This window comes from Arthrobacter sp. B0316-1-20 (assembly GCF_059091865.1).
Genome location: NZ_JBNHHC010000024.1, coordinates 27,001 through 45,338, shown reverse-complemented (window position 1 = coordinate 45,338; position 18,338 = coordinate 27,001). Strand labels below are relative to the sequence as shown.

Sequence of the window (18,338 nt, the reverse complement as noted above, 5' to 3'; positions counted from 1 at the left end):
CGCAGTGAGCTCAAGCTAGTGGGGCCCACAGGGGCTGTCAACGATTCATGCTTTAAGCCCGAGAGCAGACCCGCATCCGGGACGCCATATACTGAAAGGCGTGACTTCTGGCCTGCTCCGCTCTGGACTCATCCTCGTCGACAAGCCGCAGGGGTGGACCAGCCATGACGTGGTTGGACGCATGCGCCGGCTGGCCGGAACACGGAAAGTTGGCCATGCCGGCACTCTGGACCCGATGGCCACCGGCGTCCTGGTCATTGGCGTCAACAAAGCAACCCGGCTGCTGACCTACATCGTCGGTGCCACCAAGACCTATGAGGCGACCATCCGCTTGGGCCAGTCGACGGTGACCGACGACGCCGAGGGCGACGTGACGGCGGAAACGATCGCCGCGGCCGTGACCGAACAACAGATCCGTGAGGGCGTCGCTGCACTGACCGGAGAGATCCAGCAGGTACCCAGCAGTGTCTCGGCCATCAAGGTCAACGGCCAGCGGTCCTATGCCCGCGTCCGTTCCGGCCAGGACGTGTCGCTGCCGGCCCGGCCGGTCACCATCCACCGGTTCGACATCCACGGCATCCGGCGCGAGCGCGGCGGAAAGGTGCAGGACGTGGATGTGACCGTTGAATGTTCGTCGGGGACCTACATCCGTGCCCTGGCACGCGATCTAGGGCAGCGACTGGGCGTCGGCGGGCATTTGACCGCCCTGCGCCGGACGCGGGTGGGGCCATTCCGGATTGAAGACTCATCGACGCTGGAACAACTGGCGGAAGACCTTCAGCTAACGGCTCTGGACGAAGCAGCCAGAGTGTTATTCCCTGCCCGTGAACTCAGCGCTGCGGAAGCCGACAATGTCTCCCACGGTCGGCGGATTCCGGCTGGGGGAGAAGCGGGTGCCACCGCGGCGTTCGCCCCGGACGGGTCACTGGTGGCGCTGCTGGAAGACACCGATGCGCAAGCCAAGCCGCTGCTGGTGTTCGCACCGGGAAACGAGGCGGCAAACAAGTGATGATCGATGGATTCTTCATCGCCGGCGCGGTGGTCACGCTGCTGGCTGCCATCATCTGCGTGGTTGCGGCCGTTCTGAAGCACGGGCCGAACGATATTACGATTCTCTCGCTGGCAGCCGTGGAGCTGTTTCTGCTGGTCTATGCCGTGGCCGGTATCATCCGGCAGTTGACCGGTGAGCCCGTTGCCGGGGAGACCTGGGAATTCTGGGGTTATCTGATCACCGCGCTGCTGGTGCCAGTGGCGGCCTTTTGGTGGTCCATCACGGACCGCAGCCGGTGGAGCAATCTGGTACTCGGCGCCGCCGCCGTGACTGTCTTCGTGATGCTGGTAAGGATGGAACAGATTTGGGACGGACCAATCGTCGTATGAAAACCGATAGGGAACAGCAGCCAGCCCGGGGGGCCCAGGACACGAACGAGGTAGCACGCCGGGCCACCGGGTTCGGCCGCCTGTTAGTGGCGGTCTACGGAGTCTTTGCGTTGTCCGCTACTGCCCGGGCGGGCTACCAGATCGCCACCAAGTTCGACGAAGCACCGGTGGCCTACCTGCTCTCCGCCTTCGCCGCCGTCGTCTATGTCCTGGCGACCATCACGCTGGCCAAGTCCGGCCTCCGTTCTTACTGGTTGTCCGTGGCCGCCGTGGGCATCGAACTGCTGGGGGTCGTCGCCGTCGGGCTCCTCAGCCTGCTGGATCCGGAACTGCTGCCGCAGGACACCGTGTGGTCAGGCTTCGGCCAAGGCTACGGTTACGTTCCGTTGGTGCTTCCGGTGGTCGGTCTCTGGTGGCTGTGGCGGCACCGGCCGGGCGCCGGGCAGACGCCGTCGGAAGATCGTCCATAATGGAAGGGGCCCGGGGCGGGGCCGCAACTATGCAAGGCCCAACCGACGAGGAGTTCACTGTGCACTACTGGAAAGACCTGGCCGACGTACCCCGTGGCTTTGGTCCATCAGTGGTGACACTGGGCAACTTCGACGGCGTGCACCGCGGCCACCAGCAGGTGCTGCGCCGGCTGGTGGAGACGGCTGCCGCCCGTGAGGCGCACGCCGTGGCCATTTCCTTTGATCCGCATCCCTCCCAAGTGCACCGGCCGGACGCAGCCCCGCAGCTGATCATGGGACTGGAAGACCGGGTCGAGGCGTTGGCAGCCAGCGGACTGGATGGCCTCCTGATGATGACCTACACGCTGGAGCTAGCCGGCGAAACACCCGAGCAGTTCGTCCGCAACGTCTTCGTGGAAACGCTGGGCGCAACGGCCGTCGTGATCGGACACGATACGCGCTTCGGCAAGGACAACGCCGGCGATGTGACCACGATGCAGGAACTCGGGCGCCAGTTCGGCTTCGCAGTCGAGGTCGTCGAAGAATACGAAGCCGATGCGGACGGCGGCGCGGACGGCAGCCGTCGTTGCTCGTCGTCCTGGGTGCGTGAGGCACTGGCAGCCGGTGATGTGGCGATGGCGGCGGAAGTGCTCGGACGGACCCACCGGATGCGCGGCGAAGTGGTGCACGGCGACGCCCGCGGCCGCGAACTCGGCTTCCCCACCGCGAATCTCTCCAAGCATTCATCCGGGCTGATCCCGGCCGACGGCGTGTACGCCGGCTGGCTGGTGGACCAGCGCGGTACCAGATGGCCCGCCGCCATCTCGGTCGGCTCGAACCCCACCTTCGAGGGCGCCAGCCGACGGGTCGAGGCGCATGTCATCGACCGGCCGCAGGAGAGCACCGACGACTTCAATCTCTACGGCCAGCAGGTAGTGGTCGAATTCGTGCAGCGGCTGCGCGGCATGGTGGCCTACACCGGCCCTGAGGCGTTGATCGCCCAAATGCACGACGACGTAGCGCGCACCCGCAGCCTGCTTTCGACAGACTGAGTCCGCAACAGGTAAACTTGCCGGTGGATTCGGCTGCGGTCCGTGGCGGCTGTATCCCTCTGTGCGCGGCATCCGACAGTCTCTGGCTGCCGGCGCAAGGTACGGAGCCCCCGGCAGCGAAGTGCTGACTCGGGCCTCACGGCACAACTTCTAGGAGTTATTGTGGCATTAGACGCCGCGCTGAAGCAGGAAATCATCAAGGAATACGCCACGCACGAGGGCGACACGGGTTCACCCGAGGTACAGATCGCTGTTCTGTCCCGTCGCATCTCCGACCTGACCGAACACCTGAAGATGCACAAGCACGACCACCACACCCGCCGCGGCCTGATGGCCCTGGTCGGCCGTCGCCGTCGTATGCTCACCTACCTGCGTGAAACCGACATCACGCGCTACCGTTCGCTCATCGAGCGCCTCGGCCTGCGCCGCTAGTCAGTGAAGGAGGCGGCTCTTCCGTTCATCGCAACAGGGACAGAAGAGCCGCTTTTTTCCTACCTCGTCCATTCGGGCGCGGCGGGAGACGGCCAGCGGGAAACCGCTGGGCGATAACTACATCAACTGGAGACTTCCGGTATCGCGGCATTCGCGGTCCTCGGTAGTGGCTTCCGGGACGCCCCTCGGGCAGCCCGTAGGTCTCGATCGAAGACCGGGTGGCGTACAGGCAGGCTGGCCGTCAAGCGGCCTGCTGGTCTGGGCAGATACCGGCAGCCTCCGCACACTCGAAGAAACGGAGGTGACTCTCTTGGAGGGTCCCGAAATTCAGTTCTCAGAAGCAGTCATTGATAACGGCCGCTTCGGCCAGCGCGTCATCCGGTTTGAAACCGGCCGCGTGGCCCAGCAGGCGGCCGGTTCGGCGATGGTCTACATCGACGAAGACACCGCCCTGCTCTCCGCCACCACGGCGGGCAAGTCTCCGCGCGAAGGCTTCGACTTCTTCCCGCTGACCGTCGATGTGGAAGAGCGCATGTACGCCGCCGGCCGCATCCCGGGCTCGTTCTTCCGCCGCGAAGGCCGTCCGTCCACGGAAGCGATCCTGGCCTGCCGCCTGATGGACCGTCCGCTGCGTCCGGCCTTCGTCAAGGGGCTGCGCAACGAGGTCCAGATCGTGGTCACCGTGCTGGCGATCAACCCGGATGTGCTGTACGACGTCGTGGCCATCAACGCCTCGTCCATGTCCACCCAGTTGTCCGGCCTGCCGTTCTCCGGTCCGATCGGCGGCGTCCGCGTGGCCTTGGTGGACGGCCAGTGGGTGGCCTTCCCGAAGCACTCCGAGCTGGAACGTGCCGTGTTCAGCATGGTGGTGGCCGGCCGCATTGCCGGAGACGACGTGGCGATCATGATGGTCGAGGCCGAGGCGACCGACAATGCCTGGAACCTGATCAAGGAGGAGGGCGCCACCGCCCCCACCGAAGAGGTTGTGGCCGAGGGCCTGGAAGCGGCCAAGCCGTTCATCCGCGCGCTCTGCGACGCGCAGGCCGATCTGGCTGCTCGCGCCGCCAAGCCGACCGTCGAGTTCCCGATCTTCCGGGACTACGAGGACGATGCCTTCGCCGCCGTCGAAACCGCCGCCGCTGCCAAGCTGACCGAGATCTTCTCGATCGCCGACAAGCAGGAGCGCAACGACGCCGCCGACGCCTTCAAGGCCGAGGTCGTGGCGCAGCTCGCCGGCACCGAAACCGCCGAATTCGCCGGCCGGGAGAAGGAAATCTCCGCAGCCTTTAACTCGGTGACCAAGAAGGTAGTGCGCCAGCGCATCCTCACCGAGCAGGTCCGCATCGACGGCCGCGGCCTCAGCGACATCCGCAAGCTCACCGCTGAAGTGGAAGTCCTGCCCCGCGTCCACGGTTCGGCCATCTTCGAGCGCGGCGAGACCCAGATCCTGGGTGTCACCACGCTGAACATGCTGAAGATGGAACAGCAGATCGATTCGCTGTCGCCGGTGACGCGCAAGCGTTACATGCACAACTACAACTTCCCGCCGTACTCCACCGGTGAGACCGGCCGGGTGGGCTCGCCCAAGCGCCGCGAAATCGGCCACGGCGCGCTGGCCGAGCGGGCACTCGTGCCGGTGCTGCCGTCGCGTGAAGAGTTCCCGTACGCCATCCGCCAGGTCTCGGAGGCGCTCAGCTCCAACGGCTCCACCTCGATGGGCTCGGTCTGCGCCTCGACGCTGTCCATGCTCAACGCCGGTGTGCCGCTGAAGGCCCCGGTGGCGGGTATCGCCATGGGCCTGGTCTCCGACCAGGTGGACGGCGAGACGCGCTACGCGGCGCTGACCGACATCCTGGGCGCAGAGGACGCGTTCGGCGACATGGACTTCAAGGTCGCCGGTACCTCGGAGTTCGTCACGGCCATCCAGCTGGACACCAAGCTCGACGGTATCCCGGCTTCCGTGCTGGCCGCCGCGCTGAAGCAGGCCCGCGAGGCCCGGCTGCACATCCTCGGCGTGATCAATGCCGCGATCGACCAGCCGGACGAAATGAGCGAGTTCGCCCCGCGGATCATCTCGGTCAAGATCCCCGTGGACAAGATCGGCGAGGTCATCGGCCCCAAGGGCAAGATGATCAACCAGATCCAGGAGGACACCGGCGCGGACATCTCCATCGAAGATGACGGCACGGTGCTGATCGGCGCTACCGACGGTACGGCCGCCGAAGCCGCCCGTGCGGCGGTCAACGCGATCGCCAACCCGCAGATCCCCGAGGTGGGCGAGCGGTACCTGGGTACGGTCGTGAAGACCACCACCTTCGGTGCCTTCGTGTCGCTGACCCCGGGCAAGGACGGGCTGCTGCACATCTCCGAGCTGCGCAAGCTGGCCGGCGGGAAGCGCGTGGACAACGTCGACGACGTGGTCTCGGTGGGCCAGAAGGTCCAGGTCGAGATCACCAAGATCGACGATCGCGGCAAGCTGTCGCTCGCTCCGGTGGTCGCCGAGGAGGCTGCAGCTGACGAAGCAGTAGCCGAAGAGGCCGCGGCCGAGTAAGAATGGCCGTTGTCGCCCTGCCGCTGACCGGCAGCATGCAGCATGCCGATGCGACCGAGCTCGGCGGGTCCGACCCGACGCTGATCCACGGCGAACCGGGCGGCGCCATCGTGCGCCGCTCGGTGCTGCCCGGGGGAGTGCGGGTCCTGACCGAAGCAATGCCCGGCCAGCGGTCGGCGACGATTGGTTTCTGGGTCGGTGTTGGCTCGCGGGATGAAGCCGCGGGCCAGCACGGCTCGACCCACTTCCTGGAACACCTGCTTTTCAAGGGCACCAAACGCCGCACCGCACTGGACATCGCATCCGCTTTCGACGAGGTCGGGGGCGAATCGAATGCAGCCACGGCCAAGGAAAGCACCTGCTATTACGCCCGGGTCCTCGATTCCGACCTGCCGATGGCCATTGACGTGATCGCCGACATGATCACTTCCGCGGTGCTGGACCCGCAGGAACTCGAGCAGGAACGCGGAGTCATCCTCGAAGAGATCGCCATGGACAATGACGATCCCGCGGATGTGAGCCACGAAAAGTTCGTTGAGGCAGTGCTCGGCGATCATTCGCTGGGCCGGCCGATCGGCGGCACCCCCGAGGCGATCAAGGCCGTGGCCCGCGACTCAGTCTGGTCCCATTACCAACGCTACTACCGGCCCGACGAGCTGGTGGTGACCGCCGCCGGCGGGCTGGACCACGACACGGTGTGCACCCAGGTGCTCGCCGCGTTGGAAACTGCCGGCTGGCACCTTGAGGACGGCGCAGTGCCGGCGCCCCGGCGGGAGACGGCCGCAGCGGCGGTCACCCCGGCCGCCGGTACCTATGTGCACCGCCGTCCGGTGGAACAGGCGAACATCGTGATGGGCTGCCCGTCCATCAACGCCACCGATGAACGCCGCTTCGTCATGAGCGTGCTGAACGCGGTGCTGGGCGGCGGCATGTCCTCCCGGCTGTTCCAGGAAATCCGGGAAAAACGCGGTCTGGCCTACGCCACCTATTCCTTCTCCGGCGCCTACGCCGACGCCGGCTACTTCGGCATGTATGCCGGATGTTCACCGGCGAAAACCGGCCAGGTCATCGACCTGCTCGGTTCCGAACTGGACCGGCTTGCGGCTGACGGCATCAGCGCGGACGAACTGCGCCGTGCCGTCGGCCAGCTATCCGGAGGCATTGTGATGGCGCTGGAAGACAGCGGCTCCAGGATGTCCCGGTTGGGCCGTGCCGAACTGGTGACCGGGGAGTTCCTGGACATTGACGAGTCGCTGGCCCGGATCAAGGCGGTCACCGTCGAGCAGGTCCGGGAGCTCGCCGTCGAATTGGCAGCGGCACCCCGCGTCATTACCGTCGTCGGTCCGTTCGATTCGGCGGCAGACTTCGGCAGATAGGCCCGGCCGGCCGGGCCGCGGCCCCGGCACCTGCGGTTAGCCCGGGCGCTGCTGCTTAGCCCGGGCGCTGCTGCTTACCCGCCGGCAAACGGCGGCAGGATGTCAATCACGTCCGTTGCCTGCAGCGGCGCCTGCCGGTCTTTCCACGCCACTTCGTTGCGCAGGAAGCTGCTGCGGGCGATGACGGACTCCATGGACGGGGCGGACGAACGGGCAGGCGTCGTAGTGGCGGCCGTGCCTCGGGCAGATGCCCCGCCACCGGACGCGGCTGCCGCCAGGACCCGTTCCTGGTTCGCCACCTGTTCCCGGTTCGCCGGACTATGGCGTGCCACGACCTCGCGCAGCAGCATTTCCAACGTAGTGCCGTCGGGCAGCTCCAAGTTTTCCTCCTCGAGGCCCGCCGCGGCCTGGGCCGCGCCGAAATACCGGACGATCATCTATCCGCCTATCGCACTCATGGTCCGGTCCGGCTGGACGAAGTCCGCGCCGCCCAGACCTGCATGGTCCATACCGTGGGCCTTGGGTTTGGCCCACATTGCGCCCCGCCAGTGTTCCGCCACGGCCTCATCGCCCGCATCGCTGCGCAGCAGGGCCAGCAGGTCCGTTTCCTCGTGCGAGAACAGGCAGGAACGCACCTTGCCCTCGGCGGTGACCCGGGTGCGCCGGCAATCGGCGCAGAACGGCTCCGTCACGGAGGCAATGATCCCCACCGTGCCGGCGACGACGCCGGGGGAGCGCCGCCGTCGTACTTCCCACCGCTGGGCCGGTGCCCCGTCGCGTTCGCGCGGATCCGGCGAGAGCAGGAAATCGGTTTCCAGCAGGGCGCGGATCTCGGCTGCCGCCAGCATGTTCTGCCTGGTCCAGCCGTGATCGGCGTCGAGCGGCATCTGTTCGATGAACCGCAGCTCGTAGCCGCGGTCCACTGCCCAGTCCAGCAGCGCGGGAGCCTCGGCATCGTTGATGCCGCGCATCAGCACCGCGTTGATTTTCACCAAGCCCAGGCCGGCGGCATCGGCGGCCTCGATGCCGGCGAGCACCCGGTCCAAAAACGGACGTCGTGTCAGCTGGGCGAAGGTCTCCGGGTGCAGCGAGTCCAGCGACACATTGATCCGGGTCAGGCCAGCCGCCTTCAGCGCGGCGGCCTTCTTCTCCAGCCCCAAGGCATTGGTGGTCAGCGACACCGGCAGATCCGGGTGGTTGTTCCGGATGGCGGCGATGATGTCCACCAGTCCGGCGCGGACCAGCGGCTCGCCGCCGGTGAGGCGCAGCTCGCGCACGCCCAGGTGCTCGACGGCGATCCGCACCAGCCGGACCACCTCCTCGTCGCGGAGGATCTGCTCCTTGGACAGCCAATCCAGGCCTTCGGCCGGCATGCAGTAGGTACAGCGGAGGTTGCACTTGTCCGTCAGTGAGATCCGCAGGTCCGTCGCCACCCGGCCGAAGCGGTCCACAAGGGACCTGCCGGCGTCCGCGGGGCGCGCAGGTCCCGCCGCCGCGGCGCCGGGAACCCGCGGCATGCCCAAGTCAACGCTCATACCACGAGGGTACGCGAGGAAGCCGCTTGGTGCAGGGCCGTCCCGCCTGCTGAAAGGGCCAGCCGTTCGGCGGCCTACCCCTTGTCGCATTTGAGGAACTAAACTGCTTACTGTGACGCAAATACGAATTTCTGATGCTGCGCGTTTCCTGGGGGTCAGTGACGACACCGTCCGCCGCTGGATCGAGGCCGGCACCTTGGCCAAGCACAAGGATGCCTCCGGCCGGGCCACGGTGGACGGTGCACAATTGGCTGCCCTGGCGCGCGAGCAATCGGCCCTGCCGCAGGACCCCACCGGCATCGGCAGCTCGGCCCGCAACCGGTTTGTCGGCATCGTGACAGAGATCCGGCAGGACACGGTCATGGCGCAGGTGGAGATGCAGTGCGGTCCGCACCGCGTGGTGTCGCTGATGAGTTCCGAAGCCGTGCGCGATCTGGGGATCGAGCCCGGCTCCGTTGCGGTCGCCGTCGTGAAGGCCACGATGGTGGCCGTTGAGACGCCGTTAGGAAAGGACTGACGTGGGACGTGGTGAACTTCCGTCCGGCCCAGATAAGCGGACCGGACGCAGCCGCCTGTTGGCCGTCTTGATGGGCGGGGCGCTCCTGCTGGCCACGGCTTGCTCGGCTGCAGGCCAGGAGCCGCGTCAGACACCGGGGTCAGGGTCCGCACGCTCCGGCGAGGTCATTGTCTTCGCCGCCGCATCGCTGAACGGGGTGCTGACGGATCTCGCCGCCGACTTCGAGGACGACCATCCGGATGTGACCGTCCGGCTGAATTTTGCCGGTTCCTCCGATCTGGCCACCCAGATCCTCTCCGGCGCACCCGCGGATGTGTTCGCCTCCGCCAACCCGGAGAACATGGACAAGGTCACGGCCGCCCACCTGGCTGCCGGGCAACCGGTCAGCGTCGCCACGAATCGGCTCCAGATCGTTGTTCCGGCCGGGAATCCGCAGGGCATCAGGTCGCTCGCAGATCTCTCGGACAAGCGGATCAAGACCGTGGTCTGCGCCCCGCAGGTGCCGTGTGGCGAGGCTACGCAAGAGGTTTCCCGGCGGGCCGGAACAGAGATCCCGGCGGTGAGCGAGGAATCATCCGTCACCGATGTGCTGGGCAAGGTGGTATCCGGTGAAGCCGACGCCGGCCTGGTTTACGTCACCGATGTGAAGAACGCGCGGGGCGACGTCGAGGGTATCGACTTCGCCGAAGCCGGTGCCGCGGTCAATGACTACCCGATGGTGCGGCTGGCCGAGGGCGCCAACCCTGATGCTGCCGAGGCGTTCGTGGCGCTCGTGACGGGACCGGAAGGGCGCAAAGCGCTGGCGGACTACGGCTTCGGAGCGCCGTGACCACAACGCCCGAAGGCACGACGCCGGTGCAGGCCCACCACGGCGGACCAGCAAAGGACTCACGAGGGACGATGGACACAACGACGGCGGTGCGGGATACGACGACGGCGGTGCGGGCCCCGGTGCCGTCTTGGGTCTACCCGCTGGCCGCAGCCGGCGCTATCTTCGTTCTGCTGCCGCTGGTCGGGATGGCTGCCCGCGTGAATTGGCAGGAGTTCCCGCAGCTGGTCACGTCGGAGGCGTCGCTGGCCGCGCTCAGCCTCAGCCTGCGGACTGCCACCGCCAGCACCGCATTGTGCATCGTGCTGGGCGTCCCGATGGCGCTGGTGCTGGCGCGCAGCAGGTTCCCGGGCCAGCAGGTGGTCCGCTCGCTGGTGCTGTTGCCGCTGGTGCTGCCGCCGGTGGTCGGCGGGCTGGCCCTGCTGTACACCTTTGGCCGGCGCGGGTTGCTCGGCAGGACCTTCGAGGCCTTCGGGCTCGAGATTGCCTTCTCCACCACCGCCGTGGTGCTGGCGCAGACGTTCGTGGCGCTTCCGTTCCTGGTGTTGAGCCTGGAAGGGGCGCTGCGCACGGCGGGCACCCGGTATGAAGCGGCCGCGGCAACGTTGGGCGCCCGGCCGACCCGCGTTCTGCGCACCGTCACGCTGCCGCTGGTGCTGCCGGGGCTGCTCTCCGGCGCGGTCTTGTCCTTCGCCCGGTGCCTGGGCGAATTCGGGGCCACGCTGACGTTCGCCGGCAGCCTGCAGGGAGTCACCCGCACACTGCCGCTGGAGATCTACCTGCAGCGGGAAACCGATGCCGATGCAGCGGTGGCGCTGTCGCTGGTTCTGGTGGTGGTCGCCGTCGTGGTGGTCACGCTGGTCCACCGCAGGTCAGGGCTGCCCCTGGCGATGGGCGTCCGGTGAGGCTGGAACTGACCGCACGGCTCCCAGCCCGCGGCTTCGAGGCGGACTTCAGCGTTGCCGACGGGGAAACGGTGGCCGTGCTTGGCCCGAACGGCGCCGGCAAATCGACGCTGCTTGGCCTGATATCCGGCCTGTTACGCCCGGCCTGGGGCCGCGCGCAGCTGGACGAAACCGTGCTCTTCAGCACCGGGCAGCAGCAACCCGACCGCTGGATGCCCGCCCACGCGCGCGGCATTGGACTGATGGCGCAGGACCCGCTGCTGTTCCCGCACCTGAGCGTCAAAGCAAATGTTGCCTACGGACCGCGCAGCCGCGGAGCATCCCGGGCCGAGGCCGACAAGACCGCGCGGCATTGGCTGGCCGAACTTGACGCCTCCGAACTGGCGGACCGCCGGCCGGCTGAACTCTCCGGCGGCCAGGCGCAGCGCGTGGCGGTGGCCCGTGCCCTGGCCGCCGAACCGTCACTGCTGCTCTTCGACGAACCGATGTCCGCCCTGGACATCACCGCGGCTCCGGCGCTGCGCAGGCTGCTGCGCCAGGTCTTGGCAGGACGCAGCGCCGTGATCGTCACGCATGAACCGCTGGACGCACTGCTGCTGGCCGACCGGGTGGTGGTGATGGACGGCGGACGGATCGTCGAGCACGGGCCGGTGCGCGAGGTGTTCGCCCGGCCGCGCAGCTCTTTCGCGGCGGGGATGACAGGCCTCAATCTAGTTACCGGCGCCGCCACCGAAAACGGGTTGACGGACGCCAACGGGGTGCACTGGAGCGGCGAGACCGAGGCCGGCCTGCGTCCCGGCGACGCGGCGGCGGCCGCGTTCCGGCCCGCCTCGGTGGCGCTGTTCACCGATCTTCCGGCCGGTAGCCCGCGCAACGCCGTGGCGGCCACCGTGACCGAACTGGTGCCACACGGCGGCCTGGTCACCGTCCGGGCCGGTTGGCTGGCAGCCGAGGTCACGCCGGCAGCGGTGTCCGAGTTGTCGCTGGCGCCGGGGGAGCGCGTGCACTTTGTGGTCAAGGCGGCCGAGGTGTCGATCTACCGCCGTTGAACCGCGCAGGCGTCCCCTAGGATGGCAGCAGACCATGCACCGCGGCGGGCCGGGCGTGGCGGTATTGCACGGCCGCCAGCCGCCAGTCCCGTCGGCATACCAAGGAGGGCCCGTGGCCAAGAGCGTAGCCGAGCACCGCGCCGACGTTGAGGAACTGCTCCGCTACGCTGCGCGGGCCTGCCTGGCCGGCAGCGAGGCGGTGGCACTCGAATCAGCCTACGGCCGTGTTCTGGCCGCCGACGTTGCGGCGCCGATGAGCCTGCCGCCGTTCGCCAACTCGCAGATGGACGGCTACGCGGTCCGCAGCGAGGAGACCTCCGGCGGGGCGGAGCTCGCGGTGGCGGCCACGATTCCCGCCGGGTATGCGGCGCCGGCGCTGCCGCCGGGCTCGGCCGCGCCGATCATGACCGGGGCCATGCTGCCCGAGGGGGCGGACGCCGTCGTACCGATCGAGGAAGCGGCGCCGGACAGGTTCCTGACCGAGCGCGACGGACAAACGGTCAGGCTGCCGGAGACACCGGCCGGGCGGTATATCCGCGCCGTCGGCAGCGATATTGCCGCCGGCAGCCTCGCGCTGACCGCCGGAACGGTGCTGAAAGCACCGCAGCTGGGGCTTCTGGCGGCCTTGGGCCTGGCCTCCGCCGAGGTGCGGCCGCAGTTGCGGGTGCTGCTGCTGAGCACCGGGGACGAGGTAGTGGCCGCCGGTGGACGGTTGGACGCCGGCCAGATCTACGACGCCAACAACGCCATGTTGGCCGCCTCGCTCCGGGAAGCCGGCTGCGAGGTGGTGGAGACCCGGATCCTGGCCGATGCGGCACCGGAATTCCGCCGCCTGCTGGACGCCGAGCTGCGCCGCCAGCGGGCGGATCTGGTGCTGACCTCCGGCGGCATCTCCAAGGGGGCCTTCGAAGTGGTCCGGCTGGCGCTCGAGCCCGAAGGCGTGGCTTTTTCCCCGGTGGCGATGCAGCCGGGCGGCCCGCAGGGCGCCGGCCGGATCGGCGGAGCCGTCTTCCTCGGCTTCCCCGGCAACCCGGTCAGCTGCCTGGTCTCCTTCGAGATGTTCCTGCGCCCGGCGCTGACCAGCGTGCTGGGCACCCCGGCGCCGCGCACCGTGCTGCGGGTCCCGCTGGCCGAAGCCGCCGAATCGCCTGGGGCCAAGCATCAGGTGCGGCGCGGCCATTACGACGGCGGCCGGGTGCGGTTGGTGGGCGGAGCGGAGTCACATCTGGTGCACGCGATGGCCCAATCCAACGCGCTGGTCCACCTGCCCGTGGGGATCGAGCACGCGGAAGCCGGCCAGGACGTGGAAATATGGCTGCTATGAGCGATGCAGAACGACTGACCCATGTCCGCGAGGACGGCACGGCCCATATGGTCGATGTCAGCGGCAAGGACGAAACCACCCGGCAGGCCACCGCGCAGGCCGTGCTCTCCACCCGGCCGGAGGTGGTGGAATTGCTGGTCGCCAGCTCGCTGCCGAAGGGCGATGCGCTGGCTGTCAGCCGGGTGGCCGGCATCATGGCGGCCAAGCAGACACCGCAGCTGATCCCGCTGTGCCACCCGCTGCCGATCAGCAAGGTCACCGTGGACTTCTTCCCGGCCGCGGACTCGGTGCGGATTGAAGCGACGGTTAAAACCCGTTCCGTCACCGGCGTCGAAATGGAGGCGTTGACGGCCGCCTCGGTGGCTGCGCTCAGCCTGTACGACATGGTCAAGGCGGTGGACAAGCATGCGGTGATCTCCGACATCAAGGTGCTGGCCAAATCCGGAGGCAAGAGCGGGGACTGGGTCCTGTGAGCGCCAGGACCGCCGGCATCATCATCGCCTCCACCCGCGCCGCCGCCGGGGCCTACGAGGACGAATGCGCGCCGTTGATTTCCGAGTGGCTGGCCGGCCACGGGCTGGCAGCCGGAGTCCCTCAGATCGTCGCCGACGGTGAGCCGGTCCGCCGCGCGCTGCGCACGATGCTGGCCGCCGCCCCCCGCGTCATCGTCACCAGCGGAGGAACCGGACTTGCTGCCGACGACCGCACCCCGGAAATCACCGCCGTCGCACTGGAACGCGAACTGCCGGGCGTAATGGAAGCCATCCGCGCCTACGGGCGCAGCAAGACGCCGCTGGCGGCGCTGAGCAGGGGGGTGGCCGGGACCGCCGGATCCACCTTTGTGGTCAACCTGCCCGGATCTCCCGGCGGCGTGCGCGACGGGTTGGCTGCCCTGGATCCGCTGATCGGCCACATTTGCGCGCAGCTGGAAGGGGATACCGACGCCGGCCACCCGGGTCCGGGGGATACTGGAAGCACCCAGCGGACGGAAGGACAACCATGACCAGCACGGTGTTGTATGCGGCGGTGACCGGCAACGCGATCGACGTCGCCGAAGCGGCTGCCGCGGTGGACTCGGCCGAGTGCGGGGCCGTGGTCAGCTTCAGCGGCGTGGTCCGCAACCACGACGGCGGCCAAGCCGTGGCTGCGCTGTCCTACTCGGCCCACCCGAGCGCGCAACGCGTGATCGCCGAGGTGGCCGGCCGGATTGCCACGGAGCACGACGGCGTCCGGATCTGGGTGGCGCACCGCACCGGACCGCTGGCGATCGGCGATCCTGCCCTGGTCGCCGCCGTCGCGTCGGCACACCGCGCCGCTGCCTTTGCCGCCTGCTCCGACCTGGTGGACCGGATCAAGGAAGAGGTGCCGGTGTGGAAGGAACAACACTTCGCCGACGGCAGCACCGAATGGGTCGGCATCGGCCAGTAGCGATACGCTGGAGGGCATGACTGAGCAACTTGCGGTGGCCGTGCTGGGCGCCGGCGGACGGATGGGGAGCGAGGCCGTCATGGCCGTCGAAGCCGCCCCTGACCTGGAACTGGTGGCGGCGCTGAAGCGCGGCGACTCCCTCGAAGAACTGGTCTCCGCCGGAGCCCAGGTGGTGGTGGACCTGACCACCCCGGAGAGCACCGAGGCCAACGTCCGGTTCGCCGTCGAACGCGGCATGCACGCAGTGGTCGGCACCACCGGCTGGGACGAGGCCAAGCGCGCCTCGCTGGCGCAGCTGCTGGAGCAGCACCCCGGGGCGGGCGTACTGATCGCGCCCAACTTCGCGCTCGGTTCGGTGCTGGCATCCTCGTTCGCCGCCACGGCGGCCAAGTACTTCGAATCGGTGGAAATCATCGAACTGCACCATCCGGACAAGGTGGATGCACCCTCCGGGACCGCCATCCGCACCGCGCAGCTGGTGGCCGCCGCCCGCGAGGCCGCCGACGTTCCCGCCGGTCCGGACGCCACCACCAAGGCACTGGACGGTGCCCGCGGGGCGGATGTGGACGGCGTGCGCGTGCACAGCGTGCGGCTGCGCGGCCTGGTGGCGCACCAGGAGGTGCTGCTCGGCGGGCCGGGCGAACAGCTCACCATCCGGCACGATTCGTTCGACCGCGCCTCTTTCATGCCCGGCGTGCTGCTGGGCGTCCGGACCGTCACAGGACGGCCCGGACTGACCTACGGACTGGACGGGTACCTGGAACTTTCATGAGCCACACTGAAGACACGGCCGCCGAGCCCGACGGCAACGGCGGCGTCGGCTGGTACGCCCGGCACGGGGCAAAAATCTGGGTCGGCGTGATCATCGTCCTGCTGGTGGGCTATCTGATAGCCACCCTGCAGCGCGCCTGGCTGATGCTCAGCGAACCGGATCTGGTGGCCAAAGGACTGGGCGTGGCCCTGGTGATCCTGCCCGTCGTCGGTGCCTGGGCGCTGAGCCGGGAATTGCTCTTCGGCTCCAGGATGTCCAAGCTGGCCCGGACGCTGGAAGCCGAAGGCGGCCTGCCGGTGGACAATCTGCCGCGCACGCCCGGCGGGCGCATTGTCCGGGAAGCAGCCGACCAGGAGTTCCTCAAATACAAGGCCGAGGCCGAAGCAGCGCCGGACGACTGGCGCAGCTGGTTCCGCCTCTCCTGTGCCTACGACGCGGCCGGGGACCGCAAGCGAGCCCGCGAGTCGATGCGCCACGCGATTGGACTCAGCCGCTCCTAACGGAGAGTGCGCCGGCTGCCGGTACGTCCGCTCAGCGGGACCGGCTGCCGGCAGGCCGGAGCGCGTCGCGGGTGAGCCTGGACGCGGTGGAGGTCACCAGTTCGAACGGTCCGCGCCAACCCAAGGCGTGGAAGACCATCCCGATGGCTATCGCTGCAACCGCCTGCCACAGGTACACCGGCAAATCCGGGGCGTCCGGGGGCAGCGCGCTGAGGACCCAGACATGGGCGGAGTAGAGCGTCAGGGTCATGGCGCCGGCGCCCGAGAGCGGCAGCAGCAGCCACGGCAGCCGCGAGGTCAGCAGCAGGCATACCGCCAGGACCACGGCCGAGGTGCCCACCGTGTGCAGTAGATCGAAGCTCGTTCCGGAGTGCGGCGAGGCACCGCCCAGCCACCACCACGAGCCGCGCTGCTCGACCCAGCTCATGTTCACCTGGTACACCAGGTCGAAGTCCGCCCGTTGCGCCGGCTCGGTGGCCGCTACTTCGGCATAACCGCCCAGCCGGTCCATCACCAGCCAGGAGCCGGCTTTGGCTGCCACCGCCAGCACTGCGCCCACGGCCAGCAGCCCCAGCTGCACGCCGGTGCGCTGCAGTGCCAGCCGGCCGATCAGCAAGCCGGCGAGGAGGTAGCCGAGCCATTGCACCACCGGGTAATAGCCGGTCAGGAAAAGGTCGCTGAGCAGCGTAGCGGGCATCAGCAGGTCGTAGACCATGGGATTGTGGCCCAGTTCAGCCGGGTCCACGGCCGCCTCCGCCACTGGGCGCAGCAGATGCGCCAGCGCCGGGGAGAGGATGATCCATCCGGCGGCCCATAGCGCCAGCACCCCTCGGCGCAGCTGGAGGAACGGCAGCGCGCACAGGAACAGCACCGCATAGTGGACCAGGATCACCGCCACGTTCACTTCCAGCGTGCCCAGCATCATGCCGACCGCAGCGATCAGCAGGGCGCGCACGGCAATGCCGCCGCGGTCGGCAGCCAGGCTGCCGCCCTGGTGGCTGCGGCTGCCGCCGGTCAGCAGCGCCAGCCCCACTCCGGCCAGGACCGCGAACAGCGCCGAGGACCGCCCGGACAACACCAGGCCAACAAAATTCGGCTCCGGATCCGTCCCGGCAGTCCACGGCGCAAAGATGTGCGTAGCCATCATGCCCAGCAGGGCGATGCCGCGGGCGGCGTCGATCCCGGCAATCCGTTGGCCGGCGGGAGCAGAGGGCATGCACCGATATTCTCACAGCCGGCCGGAGGGCCGGTGGGGAAATCCGCGGCCGGCACACGATACCGTGAGGGAATGGACACCTTCGCAAACTGTTCTCCGGCGGCCAGGGAGCGGCCATGATGGGATTCGCCGTCAATGAGTACGACGGCGTGCGGCTGGCTTATGAGGACACCGGCACCGGCGAACCGCTGCTGTTGGTCCACGGCACGGCGTTGTCCAAGGCCGCCTGGCGGGGACTGGGCTACCAGCGCGCGCTGAAGCCGCAGTACCGGGTGGTCTCGCTGGACATGCGCGGGCATGGCCGCAGTGACAAACCGCACCATGATGACGCCTACACGATGGAGCGCTTCATCGGCGACGTCGAAGCGGTGCTGGACGCCTGCGGGCTGCAGAGCACGCATTACTTCGGCTACTCCTTCGGTGCACGGGTCGGACTGGCGATGGCCGCATCCCGGCAGCACCGCCTCCGTTCACTCACCATGCTCGGCGGAACCCACCGAAGCATGGCCGGCCAGGTCGGCAAGCTCTTCTTTCCCGACTATCTGGAAGCGCTCGAGACGGGCGGCATGGAAGAGTTCATCCGGCGCTGGAACGATCGCCGCACCGTGGCGGTGGACCCGGCCACCCGGCACGCCTTCCTGGCGAACGACCCGGCAGCGCTGGCAGCCTACTTCCGCGCCGGCGAGGCGCTGCCGGGCCTCGATCCGCGCGACGTCCAACAGATCCAGTTGCCCGTCCTGCTGCTCGCCGGCAGCAAGGACCACCCCCGGGCCGAGGAATCGCGCCAGGCCGCCGCCTTGCTGCCGGACGGACACTTTGTTGAACTGCCCGGTTTGGACCACGCCGGCTGCCTCTCCGCCCAGGAAGAGGTCACCGCACTGCTGACGGGTTTCCTGGAACGGGTCCACGCAATCCGCTGAGGCACCCGCGCCGGCTGCCGGACACAGGCCGGCGCCGCCACCTCCTGCGCCCGGCCGCCCTGTGCCGCCGCGTGTGCGCCATTGCCTGATCCGGCCGCCGAAC

Annotated in this window: 21 protein-coding genes; 18 read left to right on the top strand and 3 right to left on the bottom strand. The window is 68.4% G+C overall.

The window, feature by feature from the left end:
• Window positions 1–100 precede the first annotated feature (100 nt).
• From truB to AC5RW2_RS28795, 7 genes are all read left to right on the top strand, one after another.
• Window positions 101–1,009, top strand: a complete 909-nt coding sequence (gene truB / locus AC5RW2_RS28825; RefSeq protein WP_493964043.1) for a tRNA pseudouridine(55) synthase TruB — start codon at window positions 101–103, stop codon at window positions 1,007–1,009.
• A complete protein-coding gene (locus AC5RW2_RS28820; protein ID WP_493952499.1) occupies window positions 1,009–1,380 on the top strand; it encodes a hypothetical protein in 372 nt (123 codons plus the stop codon). Before truB ends, AC5RW2_RS28820 begins: the two co-directional genes overlap by 1 nt.
• Window positions 1,377–1,850 carry a hypothetical protein gene (locus AC5RW2_RS28815; protein WP_493964044.1) on the top strand — a complete coding sequence of 158 codons (474 nt, stop codon included), beginning with the start codon at window positions 1,377–1,379 and terminating at the stop codon, window positions 1,848–1,850. Before AC5RW2_RS28820 ends, AC5RW2_RS28815 begins: the two co-directional genes overlap by 4 nt.
• 29 nt (window positions 1,851–1,879) lie before the next feature.
• Window positions 1,880–2,881, top strand: coding sequence for a bifunctional riboflavin kinase/FAD synthetase (locus tag AC5RW2_RS28810; RefSeq protein ID WP_493952389.1), 1,002 nt, complete (start codon window positions 1,880–1,882; stop codon window positions 2,879–2,881).
• Window positions 2,882–3,043: 162 nt separating this feature from the next.
• Window positions 3,044–3,313, top strand: coding sequence for a 30S ribosomal protein S15 (gene rpsO, locus AC5RW2_RS28805; RefSeq protein WP_136784120.1), 270 nt, complete (start codon window positions 3,044–3,046; stop codon window positions 3,311–3,313).
• A gap of 310 nt (window positions 3,314–3,623) precedes the next feature.
• Window positions 3,624–5,864: a polyribonucleotide nucleotidyltransferase gene (locus tag AC5RW2_RS28800; RefSeq protein WP_493952498.1), complete on the top strand. Its 2,241-nt coding sequence runs from the start codon at window positions 3,624–3,626 to the stop codon at window positions 5,862–5,864.
• 2 nt (window positions 5,865–5,866) lie between these two features.
• Window positions 5,867–7,240 (top strand): M16 family metallopeptidase, encoded by a 1,374-nt coding sequence (locus AC5RW2_RS28795; RefSeq protein ID WP_493964045.1) that lies wholly within the window; start codon window positions 5,867–5,869, stop codon window positions 7,238–7,240.
• A 74-nt stretch (window positions 7,241–7,314) separates the two neighbouring features.
• Here AC5RW2_RS28795 and AC5RW2_RS28790 read toward each other — a convergent pair whose 3' ends face one another.
• Together AC5RW2_RS28790 and moaA are read right to left on the bottom strand one after the other, a co-directional pair.
• Complete coding sequence (locus AC5RW2_RS28790; RefSeq protein ID WP_493964046.1) at window positions 7,315–7,677, bottom strand: MoaD/ThiS family protein; 363 nt, start codon at window positions 7,675–7,677, stop codon at window positions 7,315–7,317.
• Window positions 7,678–8,775, bottom strand: a complete 1,098-nt coding sequence (gene moaA, locus AC5RW2_RS28785; protein WP_493964047.1) for a GTP 3',8-cyclase MoaA — start codon at window positions 8,773–8,775, stop codon at window positions 7,678–7,680.
• 112 nt (window positions 8,776–8,887) lie between these two features.
• On the opposite strand from moaA, the gene AC5RW2_RS28780 reads away from it, so the two are divergent.
• The 10 genes from AC5RW2_RS28780 (at window position 8,888) to AC5RW2_RS28735 (ending at window position 16,099) form a co-directional block, all read left to right on the top strand.
• Entirely contained in the window at window positions 8,888–9,292 is a 405-nt protein-coding gene (locus tag AC5RW2_RS28780; protein ID WP_493952385.1) for a TOBE domain-containing protein, read from the top strand.
• A 1-nt stretch (window position 9,293) separates the two neighbouring features.
• The gene (gene modA / locus AC5RW2_RS28775; RefSeq protein WP_493964048.1) at window positions 9,294–10,121 is read left to right on the top strand and encodes a molybdate ABC transporter substrate-binding protein; all 828 of its coding nucleotides are present in this window, start codon (window positions 9,294–9,296) and stop codon (window positions 10,119–10,121) included.
• Window positions 10,122–10,192: 71 nt separating this feature from the next.
• Entirely contained in the window at window positions 10,193–11,026 is an 834-nt protein-coding gene (locus AC5RW2_RS28770) for an ABC transporter permease (protein WP_493952497.1), read from the top strand.
• Complete coding sequence (locus AC5RW2_RS28765) at window positions 11,023–12,075, top strand: sulfate/molybdate ABC transporter ATP-binding protein (RefSeq protein ID WP_493952383.1); 1,053 nt, start codon at window positions 11,023–11,025, stop codon at window positions 12,073–12,075. Before AC5RW2_RS28770 ends, AC5RW2_RS28765 begins: the two co-directional genes overlap by 4 nt.
• A gap of 112 nt (window positions 12,076–12,187) precedes the next feature.
• The gene (locus AC5RW2_RS28760; protein ID WP_493952382.1) at window positions 12,188–13,399 is read left to right on the top strand and encodes a molybdopterin molybdotransferase MoeA; all 1,212 of its coding nucleotides are present in this window, start codon (window positions 12,188–12,190) and stop codon (window positions 13,397–13,399) included.
• A complete protein-coding gene (moaC, locus tag AC5RW2_RS28755; protein WP_493952381.1) occupies window positions 13,396–13,872 on the top strand; it encodes a cyclic pyranopterin monophosphate synthase MoaC in 477 nt (158 codons plus the stop codon). The genes AC5RW2_RS28760 and moaC overlap by 4 nt, the downstream gene beginning before the upstream one ends.
• The gene (locus tag AC5RW2_RS28750) at window positions 13,869–14,402 is read left to right on the top strand and encodes a MogA/MoaB family molybdenum cofactor biosynthesis protein (RefSeq protein WP_493952380.1); all 534 of its coding nucleotides are present in this window, start codon (window positions 13,869–13,871) and stop codon (window positions 14,400–14,402) included. The genes moaC and AC5RW2_RS28750 overlap by 4 nt, the downstream gene beginning before the upstream one ends.
• Window positions 14,399–14,827, top strand: a complete 429-nt coding sequence (locus AC5RW2_RS28745; protein WP_493952379.1) for a molybdenum cofactor biosynthesis protein MoaE — start codon at window positions 14,399–14,401, stop codon at window positions 14,825–14,827. The genes AC5RW2_RS28750 and AC5RW2_RS28745 overlap by 4 nt, the downstream gene beginning before the upstream one ends.
• Before the next feature lie 16 nt (window positions 14,828–14,843).
• Window positions 14,844–15,599 (top strand): 4-hydroxy-tetrahydrodipicolinate reductase, encoded by a 756-nt coding sequence (dapB, locus tag AC5RW2_RS28740; protein WP_493952378.1) that lies wholly within the window; start codon window positions 14,844–14,846, stop codon window positions 15,597–15,599.
• Window positions 15,596–16,099, top strand: coding sequence for a tetratricopeptide repeat protein (locus tag AC5RW2_RS28735; RefSeq protein WP_493952377.1), 504 nt, complete (start codon window positions 15,596–15,598; stop codon window positions 16,097–16,099). The genes dapB and AC5RW2_RS28735 overlap by 4 nt, the downstream gene beginning before the upstream one ends.
• Window positions 16,100–16,130: 31 nt before the next feature.
• On the opposite strand, the gene AC5RW2_RS28730 is transcribed toward AC5RW2_RS28735, so the two are convergent.
• A complete protein-coding gene (locus AC5RW2_RS28730; RefSeq protein ID WP_493964049.1) occupies window positions 16,131–17,315 on the bottom strand; it encodes a heparan-alpha-glucosaminide N-acetyltransferase domain-containing protein in 1,185 nt (394 codons plus the stop codon).
• Between the two features lie 116 nt (window positions 17,316–17,431).
• Here AC5RW2_RS28730 and AC5RW2_RS28725 point away from each other — a divergent pair, with 116 nt between their 5' ends.
• Window positions 17,432–18,235, top strand: coding sequence for an alpha/beta fold hydrolase (locus AC5RW2_RS28725; protein WP_493952375.1), 804 nt, complete (start codon window positions 17,432–17,434; stop codon window positions 18,233–18,235).
• Window positions 18,236–18,338 lie beyond the last annotated feature (103 nt).

What these genes read in the sequence shown, in the direction of transcription:
- AC5RW2_RS28735 (WP_493952377.1), top strand. Translation starts at nt 15,596, where the DNA reads ATGAGCCACACTGAAGACACGGCCGCCGAGCCCGACGGCAACGGCGGC.
- AC5RW2_RS28730 (WP_493964049.1), bottom strand. Translation starts at nt 17,315, where the DNA reads ATGCCCTCTGCTCCCGCCGGCCAACGGATTGCCGGGATCGACGCCGCC.
- AC5RW2_RS28790 (WP_493964046.1), bottom strand. Translation starts at nt 7,677, where the DNA reads ATGATCGTCCGGTATTTCGGCGCGGCCCAGGCCGCGGCGGGCCTCGAG.
- AC5RW2_RS28795 (WP_493964045.1), top strand. Translation starts at nt 5,867, where the DNA reads ATGGCCGTTGTCGCCCTGCCGCTGACCGGCAGCATGCAGCATGCCGAT.
- dapB (WP_493952378.1), top strand. Translation starts at nt 14,844, where the DNA reads ATGACTGAGCAACTTGCGGTGGCCGTGCTGGGCGCCGGCGGACGGATG.
- AC5RW2_RS28810 (WP_493952389.1), top strand. Translation starts at nt 1,880, where the DNA reads ATGCAAGGCCCAACCGACGAGGAGTTCACTGTGCACTACTGGAAAGAC.
- AC5RW2_RS28815 (WP_493964044.1), top strand. Translation starts at nt 1,377, where the DNA reads ATGAAAACCGATAGGGAACAGCAGCCAGCCCGGGGGGCCCAGGACACG.
- AC5RW2_RS28820 (WP_493952499.1), top strand. Translation starts at nt 1,009, where the DNA reads ATGATCGATGGATTCTTCATCGCCGGCGCGGTGGTCACGCTGCTGGCT.
- moaA (WP_493964047.1), bottom strand. Translation starts at nt 8,775, where the DNA reads ATGAGCGTTGACTTGGGCATGCCGCGGGTTCCCGGCGCCGCGGCGGCG.
- AC5RW2_RS28745 (WP_493952379.1), top strand. Translation starts at nt 14,399, where the DNA reads ATGACCAGCACGGTGTTGTATGCGGCGGTGACCGGCAACGCGATCGAC.
- moaC (WP_493952381.1), top strand. Translation starts at nt 13,396, where the DNA reads ATGAGCGATGCAGAACGACTGACCCATGTCCGCGAGGACGGCACGGCC.
- AC5RW2_RS28770 (WP_493952497.1), top strand. Translation starts at nt 10,193, where the DNA reads ATGGACACAACGACGGCGGTGCGGGATACGACGACGGCGGTGCGGGCC.
- AC5RW2_RS28725 (WP_493952375.1), top strand. Translation starts at nt 17,432, where the DNA reads ATGATGGGATTCGCCGTCAATGAGTACGACGGCGTGCGGCTGGCTTAT.